This is a genomic window from Bacillus sp. lyk4-R2A-2, from assembly GCF_030209735.1.
Classification (GTDB): Bacteria; Bacillota; Bacilli; order Bacillales; family Bacillaceae; genus Bacillus; species Bacillus pumilus.
Genome location: NZ_JARVRK010000001.1, coordinates 93,837 through 116,083, shown reverse-complemented (window position 1 = coordinate 116,083; position 22,247 = coordinate 93,837). Strand labels below are relative to the sequence as shown.

Annotated in this window: 21 protein-coding genes; 11 read left to right on the top strand and 10 right to left on the bottom strand. The window is 43.8% G+C overall.

Annotation, left to right across the window (positions count from 1 at the left end; genetic code table 11):
- Window positions 1-52: 52 nt before the first annotated feature.
- Window positions 53-337 carry an AbrB/MazE/SpoVT family DNA-binding domain-containing protein gene (locus tag QRN39_RS00570; RefSeq protein WP_050945487.1) on the top strand — a complete coding sequence of 95 codons (285 nt, stop codon included), beginning with the start codon at window positions 53-55 and terminating at the stop codon, window positions 335-337.
- Between the two features lie 40 nt (window positions 338-377).
- Here QRN39_RS00570 and QRN39_RS00565 read toward each other — a convergent pair whose 3' ends face one another.
- The 3 genes from QRN39_RS00565 to tcyA are packed head-to-tail and all read right to left on the bottom strand — an operon-like array spanning window position 378 to window position 2,628.
- Window positions 378-1,121, bottom strand: coding sequence for an amino acid ABC transporter ATP-binding protein (locus QRN39_RS00565; protein ID WP_050945488.1), 744 nt, complete (start codon window positions 1,119-1,121; stop codon window positions 378-380).
- 12 nt (window positions 1,122-1,133) lie between these two features.
- Complete coding sequence (locus QRN39_RS00560) at window positions 1,134-1,826, bottom strand: amino acid ABC transporter permease (RefSeq protein WP_012008905.1); 693 nt, start codon at window positions 1,824-1,826, stop codon at window positions 1,134-1,136.
- The gene (gene tcyA / locus QRN39_RS00555) at window positions 1,813-2,628 is read right to left on the bottom strand and encodes a cystine ABC transporter substrate-binding lipoprotein TcyA (protein WP_003213831.1); all 816 of its coding nucleotides are present in this window, start codon (window positions 2,626-2,628) and stop codon (window positions 1,813-1,815) included. The genes QRN39_RS00560 and tcyA overlap by 14 nt, the downstream gene beginning before the upstream one ends.
- Window positions 2,629-2,953: 325 nt before the next feature.
- Between tcyA and QRN39_RS00550 the strand changes: the two genes are divergently transcribed.
- Entirely contained in the window at window positions 2,954-4,387 is a 1,434-nt protein-coding gene (locus tag QRN39_RS00550; protein WP_080984802.1) for an amino acid permease, read from the top strand.
- 45 nt (window positions 4,388-4,432) lie between these two features.
- On the opposite strand, the gene QRN39_RS00545 is transcribed toward QRN39_RS00550, so the two are convergent.
- On the bottom strand, window positions 4,433-5,926 hold the full coding sequence (locus QRN39_RS00545) for a peptide MFS transporter (protein ID WP_044140493.1): 1,494 nt from the start codon (window positions 5,924-5,926) through the stop codon (window positions 4,433-4,435).
- 262 nt (window positions 5,927-6,188) lie between these two features.
- Here QRN39_RS00545 and QRN39_RS00540 point away from each other — a divergent pair, with 262 nt between their 5' ends.
- The 8 genes from QRN39_RS00540 (at window position 6,189) to QRN39_RS00505 (ending at window position 14,811) form a co-directional block, all read left to right on the top strand.
- The gene (locus QRN39_RS00540; RefSeq protein ID WP_212046366.1) at window positions 6,189-7,973 is read left to right on the top strand and encodes a right-handed parallel beta-helix repeat-containing protein; all 1,785 of its coding nucleotides are present in this window, start codon (window positions 6,189-6,191) and stop codon (window positions 7,971-7,973) included.
- Window positions 7,974-8,173: 200 nt separating this feature from the next.
- Window positions 8,174-9,499, top strand: coding sequence for an LLM class flavin-dependent oxidoreductase (locus tag QRN39_RS00535; protein WP_226804649.1), 1,326 nt, complete (start codon window positions 8,174-8,176; stop codon window positions 9,497-9,499).
- A gap of 17 nt (window positions 9,500-9,516) precedes the next feature.
- The gene (locus QRN39_RS00530) at window positions 9,517-10,020 is read left to right on the top strand and encodes a GNAT family N-acetyltransferase (RefSeq protein WP_003214146.1); all 504 of its coding nucleotides are present in this window, start codon (window positions 9,517-9,519) and stop codon (window positions 10,018-10,020) included.
- A gap of 22 nt (window positions 10,021-10,042) precedes the next feature.
- A complete protein-coding gene (locus QRN39_RS00525; protein ID WP_050945492.1) occupies window positions 10,043-10,837 on the top strand; it encodes an amino acid ABC transporter substrate-binding protein in 795 nt (264 codons plus the stop codon).
- 24 nt (window positions 10,838-10,861) lie between these two features.
- Window positions 10,862-11,536, top strand: coding sequence for an amino acid ABC transporter permease (locus QRN39_RS00520; protein WP_003214174.1), 675 nt, complete (start codon window positions 10,862-10,864; stop codon window positions 11,534-11,536).
- 12 nt (window positions 11,537-11,548) lie between these two features.
- Window positions 11,549-12,295, top strand: coding sequence for an amino acid ABC transporter ATP-binding protein (locus QRN39_RS00515; protein ID WP_050945493.1), 747 nt, complete (start codon window positions 11,549-11,551; stop codon window positions 12,293-12,295).
- A gap of 33 nt (window positions 12,296-12,328) precedes the next feature.
- A complete protein-coding gene (locus tag QRN39_RS00510) occupies window positions 12,329-13,486 on the top strand; it encodes an amidohydrolase (RefSeq protein WP_284905713.1) in 1,158 nt (385 codons plus the stop codon).
- The gene (locus QRN39_RS00505; protein WP_284905712.1) at window positions 13,477-14,811 is read left to right on the top strand and encodes an MmgE/PrpD family protein; all 1,335 of its coding nucleotides are present in this window, start codon (window positions 13,477-13,479) and stop codon (window positions 14,809-14,811) included. The genes QRN39_RS00510 and QRN39_RS00505 overlap by 10 nt, the downstream gene beginning before the upstream one ends.
- A gap of 63 nt (window positions 14,812-14,874) precedes the next feature.
- On the opposite strand, the gene QRN39_RS00500 is transcribed toward QRN39_RS00505, so the two are convergent.
- From QRN39_RS00500 to QRN39_RS00480, 5 genes are all read right to left on the bottom strand, one after another.
- Window positions 14,875-15,720 carry a GAF domain-containing protein gene (locus QRN39_RS00500; protein WP_003213998.1) on the bottom strand — a complete coding sequence of 282 codons (846 nt, stop codon included), beginning with the start codon at window positions 15,718-15,720 and terminating at the stop codon, window positions 14,875-14,877.
- 164 nt (window positions 15,721-15,884) lie between these two features.
- Window positions 15,885-17,261, bottom strand: coding sequence for an aspartate kinase (locus tag QRN39_RS00495; protein WP_137055602.1), 1,377 nt, complete (start codon window positions 17,259-17,261; stop codon window positions 15,885-15,887).
- A 174-nt stretch (window positions 17,262-17,435) separates the two neighbouring features.
- Window positions 17,436-18,869, bottom strand: a complete 1,434-nt coding sequence (locus QRN39_RS00490) for an MDR family MFS transporter (protein ID WP_050945497.1) — start codon at window positions 18,867-18,869, stop codon at window positions 17,436-17,438.
- A gap of 16 nt (window positions 18,870-18,885) precedes the next feature.
- Window positions 18,886-19,752: a TetR/AcrR family transcriptional regulator gene (locus QRN39_RS00485; RefSeq protein WP_144495302.1), complete on the bottom strand. Its 867-nt coding sequence runs from the start codon at window positions 19,750-19,752 to the stop codon at window positions 18,886-18,888.
- Window positions 19,753-19,889: 137 nt separating this feature from the next.
- Entirely contained in the window at window positions 19,890-20,264 is a 375-nt protein-coding gene (locus tag QRN39_RS00480) for a hypothetical protein (protein WP_284905710.1), read from the bottom strand.
- Window positions 20,265-20,380: 116 nt separating this feature from the next.
- Here QRN39_RS00480 and QRN39_RS00475 point away from each other — a divergent pair, with 116 nt between their 5' ends.
- On the top strand, window positions 20,381-20,692 hold the full coding sequence (locus tag QRN39_RS00475; RefSeq protein ID WP_284905709.1) for an ArsR/SmtB family transcription factor: 312 nt from the start codon (window positions 20,381-20,383) through the stop codon (window positions 20,690-20,692).
- Window positions 20,693-20,722: 30 nt separating this feature from the next.
- Here QRN39_RS00475 and gabR read toward each other — a convergent pair whose 3' ends face one another.
- Window positions 20,723-22,147: a MocR-like transcriptional regulator GabR gene (gabR, locus tag QRN39_RS00470; protein WP_284905708.1), complete on the bottom strand. Its 1,425-nt coding sequence runs from the start codon at window positions 22,145-22,147 to the stop codon at window positions 20,723-20,725.
- Window positions 22,148-22,247 lie beyond the last annotated feature (100 nt).

Genomic DNA, 22,247 nt, shown 5'->3' with positions numbered 1-22,247 from the left:
TCCTTGATAAAGAGGGAATTGCCTATATCTAGAGATGCAGGAGGGGGTCAATTTGTTAAATCAAGACTATGTAAGATATATAGATAACTTTGGAAGAATTGTTCTTCCGACAGATATAAGAAAACGGTTGAAAATTCATCCGCGCGATTTTATGGAGATTTATCGAGAAGAAGACCAAATTGTCATGAAGCCGTATTGGCAGGATAAACCTTGTATCGTCACAGGGGAAGTGACAGGCTCCAACAAAGTGCTATCGGGTGGAGTGGTTATCAGTCCAGAGGGAGCGAGACTGCTCCTGCAAGATTTACTGGCGCTTCGCCTGCAAAAGGAAATATAAAAAAAGGCTGTTCTCACCACGTGAGAACAGCCTTTTTTCATCATACTGGATTCAAAATCCGGTTTAAGAATTGTTTTGTTCGTTCTTCCTTTGGTCGTTTGAAAATTTCTTCGGGAGGACCTTGTTCGACGATGACGCCGCCATCAATAAAAATCACTTCGTCTGCCACTTCTTGGGCAAACTTGATTTCATGTGTGACAACTGCCATGGTCCAGCCTTCTTTCGCTAAATCCTTCATGACCTTTAAGACTTCCCCGACAAGCTCTGGGTCAAGTGCAGAGGTGGGCTCATCAAAAAGCATGAGCTCTGGCTGAATGGCAAGTGCACGGGCAATCCCGACACGCTGCTTTTGACCGCCTGAGAGCTGGAATGGATACAGATCCTTTTTATCTTCCAGACCGACCTTTTGCAAGAGCTGGATGGCTTCTTTTCGAACCATTTCCTTTGGGCGGCGCTGTACTTGGACAGGACCTTCCATCACATTTTCAAGCACGGTGCGGTGTGGAAACAGGTGATAATCTTGAAACACCATTCCCGATTTCCGGCGAAGCTTCAGTAGATCAGCTGATTTATTTTTTTTCGAAAAATCAATCGAGAAATCATCGAAGGTAAAGGAGCCGCCATTTGGTGTTTCGAGTGCATTTAAACAGCGAAGCATCGTTGTTTTTCCTGAACCTGATGGACCAAGAATGGCTACAACCTGCCCTTTGTTGATCGTAAAATCTATTGACTTTAAAATCTCATTTTCACCAAAGGATTTCTTGAGACCTTTGACTGTTAGCATGTCGTTCCCTCCTTACCTTGCGACATATCGATCAAGTCGTTTTTCAATTTGATGCTGAACGAGCGATAGAATGAAGCAGAATACCCAATAGATCAGGGCTGCCTCCATATAAATGAACAAGATCTGATCCAAATTCGCCGCAGCAATTTCCTGAGATTTACGGAACATCTCTGCTACGAGGATTTGGGAGGCAAGAGACGTATCCTTCACCAAGCTAATGAATGAATTAGATAGCGGTGGAATCGATACACGCACAGCCTGCGGTAAAATCACGCGGACGAGCGTTTTACGATGCGTCATCCCAATTGAATAACCAGCTTCCCATTGTCCTTTAGGAACAGATAGGACGGATGCACGGATAATTTCCGACGCATACGCACCTACGTTTAATGAAAAAGCGATAATGGCACTTGGATATGGATCCAGTGTGATATTAAATGTCGGAAAGAAATAGAAAATAATAAACAATTGCACAAAAAGCGGCGTTCCGCGAACGGCCGACACATAGATGGAAAAAATCCATCTGAGGGCTTTGATTTTAGACATTCTAGCAAGTGCTGTCACAAGCGCGATAAAAATACCAATAATAAAAGCAATGATGGCGAGGGGGATTGTGTAATAAATCCCCTGCATCACCATTGGCCAAAAAGATTGCTGAAGAAGATCCCAAGGAATGACGACTCCTAGGGTATTACTTTGTAACATCTTCACCAAACCATTTCTTAGAAATCTTAGCAAGTGTACCGTCTTTTTTCATTTCTTTTAATGCGCCATTCACTTTGTCAACGACTTCGCCGCTGCCTTTTCTGAATGCAAAGTAAGTTTCTTGAGGATCTCCTGTTTCAAATGCAACTTTTAGGTTTTTGTTCCCGCTTGTTTTCAAGTAATTCAATACAGCCAGCTTGTCATTGAACGTCAGATCAGCACGTCCTTGCTGAATCAATTGAATCGATTGTGCAAGACCTTCAACGCCCTCAATTTTAGCACCAGCATCTGTAGCTAGTTTATTGTAGTTACTTGTTAATGATTGTGCTGCTTTTTTGCCTTTTACATCAGATAGTTTCTTGATGTCGTTGTTATCTGATTTTGTCACAACAATGGCTTGAGACGTTGTGTATTTATCAGAGAACTCGTATTGATTTTCACGTCCAGTTTTACCAACTTGGTTCGCTACCACGTCAAAACGTTTTGAATTCAGTCCAGCAAACATGCTGTCCCATTGTGTTTCTTTGAATTCAGGTTTTAAGTCAAGACGTTTTGCTACTTCTGTGATGACTTCTACATCGTAGCCAGTTAATTTATCTGTCTTTTTGTCATGGAATGTGAAAGGAGCATAAGTTCCCTCTGTTCCGATCGTCAGAACACCTTTATCCTGAATGGATTTCCAAAGGTCGCCTGATTCCTTAGACCCAGATTGTTTATTCGCATTGTCGCTTGCACCAGATCCACATGCCGTGATCAATGCAACACAAGCGCCTAACATAATGGCAAAGAACATTTTTTTCATTTTATTCCCCACTTTTCTTGTTGGTATTTACAACATATGATCTTACAGAGAAGCAACCTAAAAGTAAAGCATTTGAAACTAGCTTGAGCGAATCTCACCAACTTTATGCCCGCAACCCGTTTCTTTCAAACCTCTCACGTCTACAAAGCCTTTCATCTTTTATTTGTGCGAACATTATTAAAATAAAGACTTTGAGACAGTGACCATAGAAGGAAGCATATTTATTATAAAAGATGTATAATTAGTAGGTTGTTTTGAAAATGGAATGAATCACATGGAGACATGTTTTGATAAGTTATCATCTTAGAAGAAGGAGGGCATCATTGTGGATGTTGGACAAAATCAGCCCGAGCAATTGAAAAGGGCGATGACCTCCCGTCATTTATTTATGATTTCACTTGGCGGTGTCATTGGGACAGGCTTTTTCTTAGGAACGGGCTATACGATTGGACAAGCAGGGCCAGTTGGAGCCGTTCTTTCTTATATTGTGGGCGGATTGATTATGTATTTAACCATGCTGTGTCTTGGAGAGCTGTCGGTTGCACTTCCTGTGTCCGGGTCGTTTCATACGTATGCGACGAAATTTGTCAGCCCTGCAGCGGGTTTTGCGGTCGGCTGGATTTATTGGCTTGGCTGGGCAGCAACGGTCGCCCTGGAATTTTTATCAGCAGGACAGCTGATGAGGCGCTGGCTTCCACAAGTGGATGTGTGGATTTGGTGTCTCGTATTTGGACTGTGTCTTTTCTTATTAAATGCCCGGTCGGCGAAAGCGTTCGGGGAGTCGGAGTTTTTCTTTTCAACCATTAAGATTATTGCGATTTTACTTTTTATAGGTGTAGGCGGAGCGGCGATGTTTGGTTTTATTGAAACAACGAGCGGTGAACCTGCCCCTTACTTCAGTCATTTTGTGAGTGATGGGCTGTTTCCAAATGGATTGCTTGCCGTTGTGGTCACGATGATCACCGTGAATTTTTCATTCCAAGGAACAGAGCTGATCGGGATTGCGGCAGGAGAAAGTGAAAACCCTGAGAAAACCGTTCCTCGCTCAATTCATCAGACTGTTTGGCGTACACTCGTCTTTTTCGTCCTATCTATTTTCGTCTTAGCGGGTATGGTGCCTTGGAAGGAAGCGAGTGTGCTGCAAAGTCCGTTTGTTACTGTATTTGAGAGAACGGGCATTCCTTTTGCGGCAGATATCATGAACTTTGTCATTATCATCGCTTTATTATCTGTTGCCAACTCTGGCTTGTACGCATCGACGAGAATGCTCTATTCCTTATCGAAAGAAGGAATGGCAGGAAAAGCATTTAGACGCGTGAATCAGCGCGGTATTCCGATGAATGCCTTACTGCTCACGTTCCTGTTTACAGGGATTTCGCTATTATCCGGGTTCTTTGCAGAGAAAACAGTATTTGCCTGGATCGTGTCCATTGCCGGCATGAGTGCCCAGACTGGCTGGATCACCATTACCTTATCACAAATGCTTTTCCGCAGAAGATATCTTAAAGCAGGCGGAAAGCTGGAAAACTTAAAATTTAAAACCCCTCTTTATCCGGTGCTGCCGATTATTGCGATCACACTCAACACCATTGTTTTGGTCAGCCTTGCCTTTGATCAGGAGCAGCGCATCGGGTTATATGTCGGCGTCCCTCTCATGATCATTGGGTATGTCGTCTATCACCGCTATGTGAAAAAGCATCAGGCGAAAAGTGAACCGCTTAAGCTGCAAATTCATGGAGATGATGAGATCCGGTTTTAAACTAGAAAAAAGAAGCCAACCCAATGGGGAGGCTTCTTTTTTTATTTAATGAATACCTTTCATCGCTTTCTTAATCACTGGTGTTAAGAGCAGCATCACACCGCATAAAACGATGGCGAGCAATCCAATGATACCGAAATAGACGGTTTCTGGCACTTTATCAAACAGTTTGACCACTTGGGCATTGATCGCCTGTGCCATCGCATTTGAAAGGAACCAAAGGCTCATCGTTTGCGCTGAGAAGGCAGCAGGTGCAAGCTTTGTTGTCGCTGACAGCCCAACAGGTGATAAGCAGAGCTCTCCGATCACGACGAGGAAGAAGCTCAGAACGAGCCATAATGGACTCACAAGTGTATTCGGACCAGACATGTAGGCAGGAATGATCATGATGATAAAGGATAATCCTGCAAACAGAAGGCCAAGTGAGAACTTAATCGGGGTAGACGGCTGTTTCTTTCCAAGTCTAATCCACAACCAAGCAAACACAGGAGACAATAGCACAATAAAGATTGGGTTCAATGATTGGAACCACGAAGAGGCAAGTGTCATCCCAAGGAAATTCAAGTTTGTTCGTTGATCTGCATATGTGGCTAAAATGTTTGAGCCTTGTTCTTGAATCGCCCAGAACATCACCGCAGCAAGGAACAATGGAATATAAGCAAGAACCCTTGACTGCTCCACTGGGCTCGTCTTTTTACTGAAATACATGACGATGAAATACACAATCGGAATGAGCACACCAAGGACACTGACAAACCAAGTGAATAGATTAATCGTGAGTGCGCCTGTTTGAATGCCAATGACGACAAAAACAGCGAGCACAATGGCAATTAATGTTCCGAAAATTTTGAAGTTCTTGCGTTCAGTAGCTGATAACGGATTTGTTACATAAGTACCGGCAAGACCAAGATTCGGTTTTTTCGTGATCACAAATGTAATCAGACCAACAAGCATCCCAACGGCAGCAAGTGAGAATCCGAGGTGGAAGTTCACTTTTTGACCGAGTGTTCCGACAATTAATGGGGCAATAAAACCGCCCATGTTGATCCCCATGTAGAAAATACTAAAGCCAGAATCCCTGCGTGGGTCTGTTTTGGAATACAAGTCGCCAACAATGTTTGAAACATTCGGCTTCAGAAGACCTGTCCCAATAATAATCAGCCCCATACTAATAAAGAGCGCTGTTGCACCGCTTGGCAAAGCCAAAATGACATGTCCAAGCATAATGAAAACCCCGCCATAAAAGACCGTACTGGACGAACCGAATACTCGGTCGGCGAGCCATCCGCCAATAATGCCTGACATATAGACAAGCGCACCGTAGACAGACATGATCGAATTGGCTGTCGTCTGATCAAAACCAAGACCGCCCTTTGTCACCTCTGTGTACATATAGTAAATAAGCAGTGCACGCATGCCGTAATAAGAGAAACGCTCCCAAAATTCAGTGAAAAACAGTGTGTAAAGTCCTTTAGGATGTCCAAAAAAACCTTTTTGAGGAACACTTTTAACAATTTTATCGTGGTCAATTGTTGACATGGCATAGATCCTTTCTTAAAAAAAGAGATATGAGAAAAATGATATTCTTGTATAGTTCTTGTGTCAATATAAAACTATTCTAAAACAGGAAAATGTTAGTTAAATAGGCGTAAAGACTCAAAAAACGAAAAATTCTTTCAAGTAAGAATGGTCAGAAAGTTATATTAGAAGAATTTATTTAAAATTTGAAGGATTGTACAAGCAAAACTTTTACACATGCATAGGATGACAAGAGGACATGTGTGAAAAGGAGGGGTTTAGATTGGGGGAATTGAATGAATCTGATCTAAAAAAACCTGTTGTCAATGTTCAAGATTTTGGTGTAGTGGCGGATGGGAAAACGGACTGTACAGCGAGGCTCAATGAATGCTTAGAATGGACGAAAGCGCAGGGGTATTCCCATATCTGGCTGCCGAGCGGCACGTATGTCATCGATGCTGTGTACAGAGGTGATCAATTTTTTCCTTTTCGGGGTGCGGGTATACGTGTGCCAAGTCATATGACCATTGAGATGGCGCCGGATGCCGTCATTAAGGTGAGGCCAAATGATTCGTGGGGGTATGCGGCCTTTTATATAGGAAAGGTTCAGCATGTGACCATCCGGGGTGGGCGAATCGAAGGGGATCGCCATGAGCATGTGTACAAGTCGCTTCCCCCTGAACGAAAAACCCATGAATGGGGCTTTGGGATATGTATTGAAGGGGCCTCTGATGTGGAAGTGAATCGTGTACAAATCAAGAATTGTACGGGAGACGGCATCATTGTCAGTCCCCACGGTTTATTATCACAAGCTGAATCGTACTCGCCTGCTTCATCTATTCACATTTCTGGCTGCCACATCACAGATTCAAGACGAAACAATATCTCGATTACAGGCTGTGATGGAGTCATTGTGGAGGACTGCCTGCTGGAGAGAGCAGGAGTTGACGGAGTCGAGCCGAGAATGGGCATTGATATTGAAGGCTACGGAGAAAATGCGGTTAATATGGAGGAACCACTGAATATTCAAATTCGAAACAACATTGTAAGAGGTGGTGCCGCAAGCTCCATTTATAACTTCAACGGCTATGGTGTCATCATTGAAGGCAATCACACAGACAGCAGTATCTCCTATGGCTTTGCCACCGAAACCATCATTGCCAACAATTTGATCCGTGCAGTAGGAGGAGGCGTCACAAAAGCTGGGATTACGAGCTTAGGAGTCTCTTTTGGTCAAACGGAAAACAATGTGATCATTATTGGCAATATGATTGAGGGATTTGAAAAAGGGATTGATGTGAGGGGCGATAGTGTTCACATTACAGGGAATAAGATCAGTCTATTTGAAGATGCGGCTTTGTCCGTTTATATGGCGAACCGTATTCTAATAGAAGGAAATCATATTGAATCGGGGACGAATATAGGGCAAAGAAGCGCAGCGCTGCGTATCTATCAGTCGGATAGCGTCGTCTTTTCAAACAATACGATTTACTCGGTGATTGATGGAGCGATGGTGAGAGGAACGAATATCCTGATCCAGCACAATCAATTTAAAGATTTCAGCAGAGGGATCTGGGTGCAGGAAGGAGAAGCTGGAGTTAACGGCAACCTCTTTATTCAAGAAGGACACCCAGAGCTAGGGTCTTCGTATACGATCAGTGTCACTGGAAATGCAAAGGCTTTCATTTGGCAAAATCGCTTTAAGCACTACCAAAACTACGCCGTATACAGCAGCACGACGGGTCCATTAGAAATCAAAGACAATTCCTTTGAAGAATCATCTTTATATGTCGTGATGTATATTAAGAACGGTTCACCACAAATCGGAGATAACCGCTTTTATTTAAATCGTTCGATCGGACAGCCGACGGCGATCTTTATCGATCAAGCCGCCTCAGCCCGTGTGCTGCGGAATAACATCATTAATTTATCTCCTCAAAAAGCGATTGCCGTCCGCACCATATCTTCCACTCATTCCGTGATCGCCCATAACATGCTGGAACGCAGCCAATTGATGACACATACTACAGATCGGCTCATTGGGAATATTGAAATCGATACACCGTGATAAACGGGTGAAATCCCTAATTTTGGAGGTTCAGAAGGCGGTTGACAATCCTGTAAAAAGGGCATATAGTAATAATTATTTTTCATTTTTCGCAACATTTGCCCTTTTTTTATTGATAAAACCGATTAATTCAATCAGAAAAATGTATCTTACGAGGACTTCAGTTTGATACATCAGGATATAGAAAGGATGAAGAACAAGTGTCACAGCCGAAAAGGAAGCTCAAGCTAGGCGTATTCATCGCAGGAACTGGACATCATGTTGCCTCTTGGAGACATCCGAATGCCGTATCAGATGCAGCCATGAACCTGGATTATTTTAAACAATTAGCGAAAAAAGCAGAGGAAGGAAAGCTAGATTTACTCTTTTTAGCCGACAGCTTATCCATTAATCAGACCTCTCATCCGAATGTACTGACGAGATTTGAACCGCTTACCCTGCTTTCGTCCATTGCTGAATCTACTTCATCAATTGGTTTAGCAGCAACAGCATCCACTACATACAGTGAGCCTTTCCATATTGCAAGACAGTTTGCTTCCCTTGATCATTTATCAGGCGGAAGAGCGGCATGGAATGTGGTCACATCTTCTATTGAAGAAACAGCGAAAAACTTTAGCGGAGAAGAGCATTTAGCCCACCATAAACGATACGAGCGAGCAGAAGAGTTCGTCGAGGTCGTGAAAGGTCTTTGGGATTCTTGGGAGGAAGACGCCCTTGTCAGAAACAAGGAAACGGGAGAATTCTTTGAATCTAGTAAGCTTCATGAGCTCCAGCATAAAGGAGAGTTCTTCTCAGTACGAGGTCCTCTCAATGTATCACGCACGCCTCAAGGGCAGCCAGTGATCATTCAAGCAGGATCATCCGAAGATGGTCAAAAGCTTGCAGCAAAAACAGCTGAACTCATTTTCACAGCACAAAACGATCTCAAAAAAGCGAAGGAATTTTATCAAAGCTTAAAGGAGAAAGTAGAGGCTGCTGGTCGTGCTAGAGAGGACGTCAGCATCATGCCGGGCATCTTCCCGATTATTGCTGATACAGAGGAAGAAGCCAAAGCGAAATATGAAGAATTACAGGAGCTGATTGTTCCTGAGATTGGGCTGAGCATTCTGCAAAACTACTTAGGTGGGATTGATCTGTCTCAGTATCCTTTAGACGGACCGCTTCCAGAGATTGATCCAAGCACGTCAAATGCGGTAAAAAGCCGTTTTGATCTCGTGATGAATATGGCGAGAAAGGATCACCTGACCATTCGCCAGCTCTATCAATCGGTTGCCGGCTCTCGTGGTCATAATATTTTCATAGGTACACCGCAGCAGCTCGCAGATGTGATGGAGACATGGATCAATGAAGAAGCAGCAGACGGCTTTAACGTCATGCCGCCGCTATTGCCAGAAGGGCTGGATATGTTCGTAGACCGCGTCGTCCCAATCCTTCAGGAAAGAGGCTTATTCAAAACAGAATATACAGGACAAACTTTACGAGAAAATCTAGGATTAACTGAGCCAAAAAATCGCTACACGACATAAGGGTGAGGTGACTAACGTTGGGATACACGTTTCGTCTGGCAACAGAGGCAGATATAGAGGCACTGCTTGAACTGACAACAAGAGCCTATGAGCCAATTCGTGAGCTCGGCATCCAGTTCCAAGCAGCACATGCTGATTTTGCTCTCGTTCAGAAAAATGTACAAAAGAATCTTTGCTATGTGATGGAAGAAAACGGAGAGCTTCTATCCACCTTGTCGCTCCGTATGCCTTGGGGAGAACAGCCAGGCCCGTTCGGCGTCCCTCATATTTGGTGGTTTGCCTCAGAACCATCCGCCAAAAAAGGGACAGGCTCTGTCTTGCTGGAATGGGTGGAAACCGAAGTGTTAAGGGATACCTTGAAGGTGCCATACGTATCTCTAGGTACAGCTGATAAGCATCCGTGGCTCATCGACATGTATGAGCGCAAAGGCTACGTCAGAGCAGGAGAAAAGGATTTAGGCAAGGGGCACATCACGGTTTATTTTAAAAAACAACTAAGATCAGATATCACACAACCATAAAAGGAAAGAAGGGTATACGAACATGAAAAACAAAAAGTGGCTAGTCGTTCTATTTGCAGCAATGCTGGCAGTTTTAGCAGCTTGCGGCGGGGGCAATCAGGGTGAAGGCAAAGATGAAAAAGTATTAAAGGTAGGTGCCACAGGACAAAGCTATCCGTTTGCCTATAAAGACAATGGTAAGCTTGTTGGCTTCGATGTCGAAGTAACTGAAGCGGTTGCGAAAAAGCTCGGCTACAAACTAGACTGGCAGCTGAGTGAATTCAGCGGACTCATGGGACAGCTGACATCTGGTAAGCTGGATACAGTGTCAAACCAAGTCGCAGTCACAGATGAGCGTAAACAAACGTTTAATTTCACTGATACGTACGCTTATGCAGGAACACAAATCATCGTGAAAAAGGACAACAACGACATCAAAGGTCTTGATGATTTAAAAGGAAAAACAGTGGCGGCGGTTCTTGGCTCTAACCACGCCAAAAACTTAGAAAGCAAAGACCCGGACAAAAAAATCAATATTAAAACATATGAAACGCAAGACGGTGTCTTAAATGAAGTGGCAAATGGCCGCGTAGATGCTTATGTCAACGGACGCAGTGTATTACTTGCTCAAATTGAAAAAACAGGTCTGCCACTCAAAATCGTTGGCAACCCAATTGTGTATGAAGAAGTAGGCTACCCATTTGCCAAAGATAAAAAGCATGACAAGCTAAGAGAAGAATTTAACAAAGCGATTAAAGAATTAAGAGAAGACGGGACACTTAAGAAATTGTCTGAGAAGTATTTCAAAGACGATGTCACAGTGCCAATTAAAAAATAACGACAGCGGCGGTGAAGAGCAGACATGAACAAAATTGATTGGCAGTATATGGTGACCGTTTTTCCGACATTGATCCAATACTTGCCGATAACGATCTTCATGGCGATTGTCTCCATGGTATTTGCCATTATCATTGGTGTGGTATTCGCGCTCATTACGAAAAACCGGATACCTGTTTTATACCAATTTGCCAAGCTGTATATTTCTTTTTTCAGAGCGGTTCCAACCTTGGTTCAGCTCTTTCTCATTTATTTTGGTCTTCCGCAGCTATTCCCTGCGATGACCTCAATGGATGCCCTAACAGCGGTCATTATCGGATTAAGTATTAAAAACTCAGCATACTTAGCAGAAATTTTCAGAGCGGCCCTCAATTCTGTAGATGAAGGGCAGCTAGAGGCATGTCTATCTGTCGGCATGACAAGATGGCAATCTTACGTCAGAATTATTTTCCCGCAGGCAATCAGAAACGCGATTCCAGCGACGGGGAATACCTTTATCGGTCTTTTAAAAGAAACATCTCTTGCCTTTACGATTGGTGTGGCAGAAATGTTTGCACAAGGGAAGATGATTGCATCGGCGAACTATAAATACTTTGAAACCTATTTAGCCGTAGGGATTGTGTATTGGGTGATGACCATCATTTATAGCTTCCTTCAAGATCTATTTGAACGAAAAATTAGCAAACCTTACCGGAATTAAGGAGGTGTGGACATGATCAAGCTCAGCAATTTGAAGAAATCATTCGGCGACCTTGTCGTCTTAGACGGAATCAATCTCGACGTGCAAAAAGGGCAGGTTGTGGCCATTATCGGACCTTCTGGCTCCGGTAAATCCACCTTGCTGCGCTGCTTAAATTTATTAGAAATACCAGATGAAGGCACGATTGAAATTGGCGATGCGAAGCTCGATGCGTCTAAATATACACGAAAAGAAGCCCATCACCTGCGTCAACAAACGGCCATGGTGTTTCAAAACTATAATCTATTTAAAAACAAGACAGCACTGCAAAACATCACAGAATCACTGCTTGTGACGAAAAAAATGACGAAGCAGCAGGCAAATGAGATTGGAATGAAGCTGCTGAAGCAGGTAGGGTTAGAGCAAAAGGCTGACAGCTATCCAGTCACGTTATCTGGCGGACAGCAGCAGCGAATTGGGATTGCCCGCGCATTAGCGGTTGATCCACATGCGATTCTACTCGATGAACCAACGTCAGCACTTGATCCAGAGCTTGTCTCAGGTGTGCTTCAAGTCATTAAATCCATTGCGATTCAAGAAACAACGATGATCATCGTTACACATGAAATGGCGTTTGCAAGAGAAGTGGCAGACCATGTGATTTTCATGGCGGATGGTCATATTATTGAACAGGGCACACCAACTGAGCTATTTGATGAAACGAAGAATGAACGGACAAAACGATTTATCCAAAAAGAAGCAGCGGCTGAAGAAGCATAAGCTGCTTTTTACTCTTTAGAGGGGTGAGTATCAGTGAAATCAATAGGAAATGAAGCATTAAACAAACGTTTAATTAACATTCGCCGAGCGCTTCATGAGCATCCAGAGCTGGCATTTGAAGAACATGAAACGACTAAAAAACTGCGCAGCTGGTTAGAAGAGGAAGGGATCACCGTACTCGATTTTCCAGCTCTTCAAACAGGTGTTGTCTGTGAAATCAAAGGAGAACAAGAGGGACCAACAATTGCCCTGAGAGCTGATATTGATGCACTTCCGATTGAAGAAGTATCAGGCGAACCATTTTCCTCAAAGATACTGGGGAAAATGCATGCTTGTGGTCATGATTTCCATACAGCTTCTATCTTTGGAGCGGCTCTTTTATTAAAAGAACGGAAACACGAGATCAAAGGAACGGTCCGCATTTTGTTCCAGCCGGCTGAGGAAGTCGCGCAAGGAGCGAAACATGTCATAGAGGCAGGCGTTTTAGATGGAGTGGATGCGATTTTTGGTATGCACAACAAACCTGACCTGCCAGTTGGCACTATAGGCATTAGAGAAAAAGCGTTGATGGCAAGTGTAGACCGGTTTGAAATCAATATTAAAGGAACGGGTGGTCATGCAGGTATTCCGAATCATACGGTGGACCCGATTGCCATCAGCGGGCAGATCACAAGTGCTCTTCAGCAAATCGTTAGCCGCCGCATCAGCTCATTGCATCATGCAGTCGTCAGTATCACACGCATTCAAGGTGGTACTTCATGGAATGTGATTCCTGATCGTGTTGAGATGGAAGGAACCGTTCGGACGTTTGAGCCTGAAGTAAGAGCGATGATTCCAGAGCTTATGAAGCAAATCGTGAGTGGGATTGCCGAGGGATTTGGGGCGAAAGGTGAAGTGAAATGGCATCCGTATTTGCCTTCTGTGTTGAATGACGATCGTTTGACAAAGGTGGTCGAAGAAACGGCAGGTGCGCTGGATCTCACAGTCGTTCAGGCAGAGCAGTCACCGGGCGGAGAAGATTTTGCCCTTTATCAAGAACACATTCCAGGCTTTTTCGTATGGATGGGGACAAGCGGTACCGAGGAATGGCATCACCCTGCCTTTACATTAAATGAAGGCGCACTTCCTGTTGCCGCTGCCTTCTTTGCTGAACTTGCTGTTCGGGCATTGGAGTCACGATCATGGAACTAACAAAACAACTGGCAGAGGCTGTACTGTCTGCTTATCCACTTCAAGATCAGCGGGCGGTAGAAATGGCTCGAAATGGTCTGTTAGATGCTGCGGCGGCAGCGCTTGCTGCGAAAGAGGATGAAGGAATTCAAAAGCTCATGGCACTGGTGGAACAAGAAGGCGGAGCAGCTCAAATTCCTGTCATTGGACAAGGGAAGAAGGTCAGCCGTCAATCCGCAGCCATGCTGAACGGCTACCTGATCCACGCCCTTGATTATGATGATGTGCATTCAGATGTGAGAGGGCATCCCAGTGCGGTGATCATTCCAGCATTGCTATCACAGCTATCAGACGGCAAAGGGTTTGGCGATCGATTTTTAGCAGCCTACATTACAGGCGTTGAAGTGATGGCAAGGCTTGGCGAATCCATCGGCAAAGCGCATTATGAGAGAGGCTGGCATAATACCGGAACTCTCGGAGCCATTGCAGCAGTGTGTGCCATTGGGTATTTAAAACAAGTCTCGCAGGAAGAGCTGACGAAAGCAATCGGCTTTGCTGGAGCGCAATCGGCCGGAATGCGAAAGCAGTTCGGCTCTGATATGAAACCATTACAAGCCGGCTTAGCGGCTAAAACAGCCGTCTGGTCTATGGATTTAGCTTGTTCAGGTTTTGGCGGGAATGAATCGGTTCTTGATGGTACGCTTGGTTTCTTTTCTCTCTATGGAGATCAGGAGCGTGCGGAAAGTCGTTTACTAGAGGGGTATGGTATAGCGTGGCGTATTGTCGCGCCGGGGCTGTGGTTCAAAGTATACCCGTTCTGTTCAGCTGCGCATCATGCAGCCGATGCGATCCAATCCTTAATGAAAGAGCATCCTTTCTTACCGGAGCAGGTGAAACAAGTAGAGGTCCTATTCCCGCCTGGCGGAGATGCAGCGCTTATTGAGCGGGCACCTTCGACTGGAGAAGAAGGACGATTCAGTGTTGAATATGTGATCGCACTTGCCGTGTTTGGACAGACGCTCACGCTGGATCACTTTACGAAAAAAACCATTCCATCACACATGCGCACATGGATGAAGCGGGTGAGCAGAGGATATGATCAAACGATAGAACCCCATCCAGATGCAGTCCCAAAAGGTCGCTTTACGATTGTGAAGCTTACCTTATCTGATGGCACCATCATTAGCGAACGAGTCGATATTCCGCGGGGCGCACCAGGCCACGCATTATCGAAAGAAGACATCATGCAAAAATTAAACAGTGTCACAGACGCATCACATGCACAGAAGATTGTCCAAGTTATTGAAGATGGAAACGATTCTTCTTATTTGCAGCTGTTGGCATGATTTAAAAAGAAGAAAAAGGGCTAAAATAAACATCATTTTAGCCCTTTTTGTATATATCATTTCTTAATCCATTTTGGTAAACGTCAACCCAATATGAGCAAGTGCCTGCGGCAAGTCTTTCCGAATGGTGATGTCTTTAAATGAAATATTCGATTGAATCGCACTTAAAGCAAGATCTTGCTTAATCCCTGTTAAAACAGCCGAAATCCCTAAAAGTCTCAGCGTTTGTGCATAGCTGACCAGATATTGAATGCTCTGTTCATTCAGGCGTTTTGTTCCCGATACATCAATGACCAAATGAGAGAGCGACAGCCTATAGCTTTCCTGTAAAATGGTTTCTAATATATGCTGAGCACGTGTCTCCTCGATATCACCAAGTAGAGGAAGCACAGCGACACCGTCAACAACTGGGACGATCGGTACAGATAATTGCTGAATCTGCCGGTTGGCACGGTCTAGTTCGAGGACGTAGCTTAATAGAGAAGCCATCGTTTCAAACATATGCACATGCTCTTCTGTGAATTGCTGCGGTCTTAAATCAAGCCCGCAAATCGTTCCGTAGTTCGTACCATCTGTAAAATCAATCGGCACTCCGATGAATGATCCGCCTTGAAGACGTTTCGTAACTTCTAAGTATTTAGAACGATCATCCAATGATATATCAGGGATCACAAGCGTATCCTGATGATCAACCGCCAGCTTGCAAAATGTCTTCTCGTAAGGAATTTCTTCTCCTTCTTCAAGAAGCTGCTCGTCATGATTTAGCACCTTGACAATCTGATTGGTGGTTTGATCGTTTTTAGCAATAAACAGTGTATTCACATCAGTGAATTGACTCATCATATTTAGAATACTCGTAGAAGCATCATGAAAATTGCGAAACTGTTTTAATAGTTGTTGACGAGGCATTGTTTTAGGACTCCTTGTAGCTCCGATCATAGGCCGGAACAATAGTTGGTTTGTCTCTATCATACAAAATCAAACGAGAAATAGATATACTTTAATGCGCGAATCCATGTGAATCGGGTGAGAACAAAAAAGACTGCCGATCCTGGGATCTGGCAGCCTGCTGATTAAAGAGAGACAGGGACGGTAGACATAGAGAAAAATTCCTCATACAACGCTTGAACGGCTTCTTTTTCTTGAGCCGCTTTGACGCCAAACATCATGCTGACCTCTGAAGATCCTTGATTGATCATTTCAATATTGACCTTCGCTTTTGACAGCGCCTTTGCTGCTCTTGCTGTGGTGCCAACATTGTGACGCATCGCTTCTCCTACAATCATAATGAGGGAGAGATTCGGCTCTAACACGACCTCATCTGCATCAAGCACGAGCTTTAAGCGATCGAGTAGCTCTTGTTCAATATGCTGCTCCTCCAGCTGATCCTGCCTTAAAATAATGTTCATATCATCAATGCCAGAAGGGACGTGCTCATACGTAAGCCCATATTCCTCTAACGTTTGCAGCACCTTACGCCCAAATCCGACTTCTCGGTTCATCAAATATTTGCTAATATAAATGCTGCAAAATCCGCTGTCTGAAGCGATTCCGACAACGGGTCCATTTGTATGATCCCGCTGGTTCACAATTTTTGTGCCTTTTGCCGAGGGATTATTGGTGTTTTTAATCTGCACAGGAATGCCTGCACGGAAGGCCGGAATGAGTGCTTCATCATGGAACACAGAAAAACCAGCATAGGACAGCTCGCGCATTTCCCGGTACGTTAGCTCTGTAATCTCCTTCGGCTCATGAACGATCGTTGGATTGACAGCGTAGACAGCATCCACATCTGTAAAGTTTTCATACACATCTGCCTTCAAACCGTTTGCCAAAATGGAACCGGTAATATCGGAGCCGCTGCGAGAAAAGGTGACAATGTCTCCCGATAGACTAAAGCCAAAAAAGCCAGGGAATATGATGATGCCAGAGCGCTCTCTTAATTTATACAAATGATCATATGACTCCGGAAGGACTTGCGCTTGACCAGGCTCATCGCTCACAAATAAACCAGCTTCCTTTGGATTCACATAGTGAGCTTCGACACCTTGATAGCGGAAATAGGCGGCAATGAGTTTTGCGTTATTGTCTTCACCGCTTGCTTTGATGGCATCAAGATATCGCTCAGGATGAGACGTATCTGCCTGTAAGAGGGTATCTAGATCTTGCCGGATGGTGTCAATCACGTTATGACTTAACCCGAGTTCATCCGCAATCGAGGCATACCGCTTGATGACGGCTTCCTGTAAATCGTGTGCTTCGCCTAAACGTAAATATTGCTCACCACAGCTAATTAATAGATCGGTGACCTTCGTATCCGTTGAATGCCGTTTTCCTGGTGCGGAAACAACGACTGCTTTTCGAGCTGGATCTGCTGTTACAATGTCAAATACTTTTTGCAGCTGCTTGCCAGATGCAAGTGAACTGCCACCAAATTTAACGACCTTCAATGCATACATCTCCTATAGTAAAAATTTTCTCACAAATTGAATAGTTCCTATTATCAACTCTTTTCTTCAAATTATCAAGGTTTTTCTTCACTAGAAATACAAATGTATTTTCAGAGAGGACGATATAGCGTGAGTATATGAAAAAAGAGCCGGCAATATGCCGAGCTCTTTTTCTTATGAAGAAGATGATGAGGAGGATAGCTCCTGCTTCATCACTTTATTATTGCGTTTTTCCTTTAAGAAAAAGGAGAGGACAAGCCCAATGACCGCAATCAGACCAGAAATGAAGAATGACGTATTCATTCCATGAACGGCTGATTTTAATGGGCTGGCTAATTCTGCATTTGCAGCAGAGCTGCTCATGATGGAGACAAGCACAGCCGTCCCAATGGAACCGCCCATTTGTCTCATCGTGTTATTCATCGCTGTCCCATGCGGGATCAAATGAGGCGGTAAAGAGTTGATACCTGCTGTTGTCAGCGGCATCATGATCATCCCAACTCCGATTAAACGAAGCGTGTAAGCGACCGTAATGAGGGCGATCGATGAATCAAGGGTGAGCAGCATAAATGGCAAGGTCGTCACGGTAAGTATCGTAAACCCGCCTAAAGCCAGCCCTTTTCCGCCGACTTTATCAAAAATCCGTCCAATAATCGGTGAGAGGAGCCCCATAAAGAGAGCACCAGGTAATAAGATCAGTCCTGTATCAAGAGCAGACAACCCTCTGACATTCTGCGTATAGAGCGGCAGAATCGTCTCTGTCCCAATCAATAAGGCAAAGACAAGCATCCCAAGGAAGGTCGTTAAGCTAAAGATGGCAAACTTAAAGACACCAAATTCAAGCATCGGTCTTGTCAAATTCGACTGGCGCAGAATAAAGAAGAACAAGCTCACAGCGCCGACAATCAACGAAATGAGAACAGTGGCACTCGTCCAGCCATATGTGCCAACACTAGAAAATCCGTAAAGCAGTCCGCCGAAACCGAAGGACGACAAGATGACTGATAAAACATCAATTCGTGTCTCTCTTTGCTGCGTGACATTTTTCATTAAGAAGAAAGCAAGAATGAGATCAATGATACCGATTGGCAGAACAATATAGAACAAGAACTTCCAGCTGAAGGAATCAACAATCCAGCCGCCAAGTGTCGGTCCAAGAGCTGGTGCGAAAGATATGACAAGTCCGACCATGCCCATTGCCTGCCCGCGCTTTTCTTTCGGGAAAATGGTTAAAAAGATCGTTTGCATCAGCGGCATTAAAATCCCTGCGCCAGCTGCCTGCACAATACGCGCTGCAAGTAATACAGGGAAATTCGTTGCGAATGAAGCAAGAATGGTACCAGCTGTAAAGATGCTAAGCGCTGTTAAAACTAAAGAACGGCTTGAAAATTTCTCGATTAAGAAAGCCGTGATCGGGATGAGAATCCCGTTTGTCAGCATAAAGGCTGTGGTGAGCCACTGTCCTTTGCTGACATCAATATTGAATTCCTCCATGATATGTGGGATCGCTGGTATGAGCAGCGTTTGGTTTAAAATCGCGACGAATGCCCCAACGAGGAAAATCCCCACAATCACAGATCGATTATACGATGTTGTAGATTGGTTCATGTTATCCCTTCTTTATCTATAAGATGATGCTTTTCAGCTGTGACACGTTTTGTGATAAAACGCTGTTTTTGCCTAAATAATCGAGTAGTGAGCTGATTAAAAAGGTTCTCGGTTGATCCTTTGATAATTCTTCACTTAGCAGTTCAAACGCAGACAGGAGATCGTCCTTTTCTTCCCCGTTTGACAGTGTGTGAAGCTCTTGTTTGATCTTCGTTAAGTACGAGATGACAAGCTTTTCTTCATCATATTCGTCCTGTGTGGAAAGCAAATAAGAGTCCATCAGCTGATCTGTTAGCACAGGCTCAATAGAGCAGGGCTTTTTCGATACACGATCCATCACACCGATAATCATTTCGGCGGCATTTTCTAATTGGATGTTCTTGCGCTCAATCGCCAGCATTAAAATGAATTCTCTCATTAATCCGTTGAGGACAATGACAAGATCCCAGACGTAAGGCGCAACAGATTCACCATATGTGCTTAAAATAATGTCTCTGTGGCGCTGCATGATAATAGAGCGTGTTTCTCGTAAATGCTTAATGACAATGGGCGAATGCTGTGAAAAAGCTTCAAAGGACAGCATATTCAAAAATTTATGATTCTCTTTAAACTCTTCAAGCTCAAGCTTGATCTTCTTTGTGAATTTTTCCTTTTTGGACAGCGACGTTTCTGAATGAATGATTTGAGAAATCTCTCTCATTTTGCACTGATTGTATTTAATCAGTTCTAATAGAAGAGCTTCCTTTGAATCAAACAGTTTATAAATAGACGCTTTTGATATTTTACAGGCATCGGCAATTGACTGCATGGAGACACTCATATAGCCTTTTTGAGAAAATAATTTCTTCGAAACCCGCAAAATCTCTTCTTGCTTTTCATTCATCTTCATAAGTCCTTTCCGAATCGGCAAAACCATATGGTCACAATGGAAACCGAGTGGTCACTTTTGCAATGATAACAAAACCAATGACCTATGACAAGAAAAGAAACTTAAAAAACACCTATCTTATGACAGGTGTTTTATCCTTCTGCATGTGCGGCATATATGATGATCTGTCCGTTAAGTTCGGCAATCAAAAGGTCTTTTCGCTCCTTGACAGAGTAAATCGCTGTCCCTTTTTTCAAATGGGTAGCCGTGCCATGATCAAAATGTTCGTCAGCTGTTTTCTGAATCACACCTAATTGTAGATCTTTAGTGACGGTTAGTTGATGGATCCAATCTACATTTGCTTCATAGACCGTTTCTTCCCATTGAAATAAATCTGCCTGTTCATCGAGAGCTAATATCTCTTCTGCACTAGGTGGTTTAGATTCGGAATGCTGGACGGATTGGCATCCATATAAGCACATGGCGAGTAACATTATACATAAGTCAGTCCATCTCTTTCGTGTCAAATGAGATCCTTCCCTTCACAAGAAAGCTTGTATATGGTCATAGTCGTTTCCGAAGGATGTATCGTTACTATGTGAGGAAGATTGTATGTTGGCACAAAATACGATACATTTATCGTATGAATAATCCAACCCATCCAACCCAAGAAGACATGAGACTGATTTCGGTGTTGCACGCATTGGCCGATCCAATCCGGTTAGAAATTGTCCGCTGTTTAGCAGAAGCAGGAGAGAGGACATGCGGCACGTATGAGATGAATATTGCCAAATCCACGCTGTCACATCACTTCAAAGTGCTGAGGGAGGCAGGCATTGTGAAAGTGAGAATTGATGGAAAACACCGCTACTATTCTTTAAGAAAACAAGACATCGAGACCGCTTATCCTGGGCTCATGTCATCCATTCTAGCCGTAGATAAAGAGCGGTGGTAAGCCAGCTGTCTAGTAAAGCAGCTGGCTGTTTTATTTTCCATAAATCGACTCATACAGTCGTTTTACCGCCGGCTCAATATCCTCTGGCCGCATATGAGAGAAGCCGAGGACGAGTGGAACAAAGCCTTCCTGATGCCCCGGTAATTGCTCATCAAGGGTAAAACGGTCCATCCCGTACATTTTCAGCTTTCTTTCTTTGGCACGCTGTAAAATCTCATGCTGCGTGCGGTTTGAGCGGAACTCTGCGATAAAATGAAGTCCAGCATTTTCCCCAATAATCCGTACATTGTCAGCAAAAACCGTGTCGAGCTCTTCAATGAGCTGCTTCCGCTTTTCCTCATATAAACCATTCATTCTTTTAATATGCCGCTGATACGCCCCATCCTTTATAAAATGAAGAAGGGTGTATTGTGTAAAAAGGTTGGCCGTTTGAATGAAAAAGTGCTGTTCTTCCTTATAGCGTCTTAATAAATGCTGCGGGAGCACCATGTAGCTTAGCCTTAAGCCTGGTAGCAATGATTTTGAAAAGGTCCCCATATAAATGACTTTGTCATATCGATCCAAACTTTGCAGCGCTGGAATGCTGTCAGTCCCATACTTGAATTCACTGTCATAATCATCCTCAATGATATAACGGTCATGCTCATCGGCTGCCCAGTTTAAGAGCTGAATCCGCCGGGAAATTGGCATAATCACCCCTGTTGGGAATTGATGTGAAGGGGTAATGATCAACACATTCGGCTCTTTCTTCTGAATGTCACTCATCCGCACTCCTTTTTGATCAATGCCAATCGTTTCAATTCGGTGATGATTGTTTTTTAGCATTTGATAGAGCCGGCGATAGCCAGGGTTTTCTAACCCGTATACTTGATCGGCTGGAAGAATGCTTGATAACGAATGGATAAGTGACTGCGTGCCTGCACTTAAAATGAGCTGTTCTGGATAGCATTTGACTCCTCTTGCCAGCCCGATTAACCGGGCAATCGTTTCCCGAAGCTCGTACACACCTTGTGGATGTGGAAGCTCGCCAAACGCTTCTTGGTGGAGGCTGATCGCCTTTTGTTCACTTTTCAACCAGCTTTTAAAGGGAAAATGAGTGGTATCGACTGAGATATGTGAAAAGGAATACCAATCGTCTCGTGGAATCGGCTCTTCCTTTAAATCTGCTGGGAGAGTAGAGGATTTCAGCTGACCTGATTCATGAAACGTTTCAAGTGATTCCACAAAAAAGCCTTTCCGTTCAACCGAATATAAATATCCTTCGGCAAGCAGCTGCTGATATGCGCCATTCACTGAATTGACGCTGACATTTAATGTATCGGCTAACTCGCGTTTTGAAGGTAATTGATCGTGCGGCTGAAGGTTTCGATTTAAAATTTCACCTTTAATTTTCGAGTATATTTGATGATAAATAAATCCGTTTGCCCCTGTTTGATCTAGTTGAATTGTCAGCATTTTTTCATTCCTTCCTCTCTGGTACCATGAAAAAAATGATATTGGTACTTTCTATCATACCAAAAAATATTCAGAATAATAAAAAAGACATAAAGGGGAT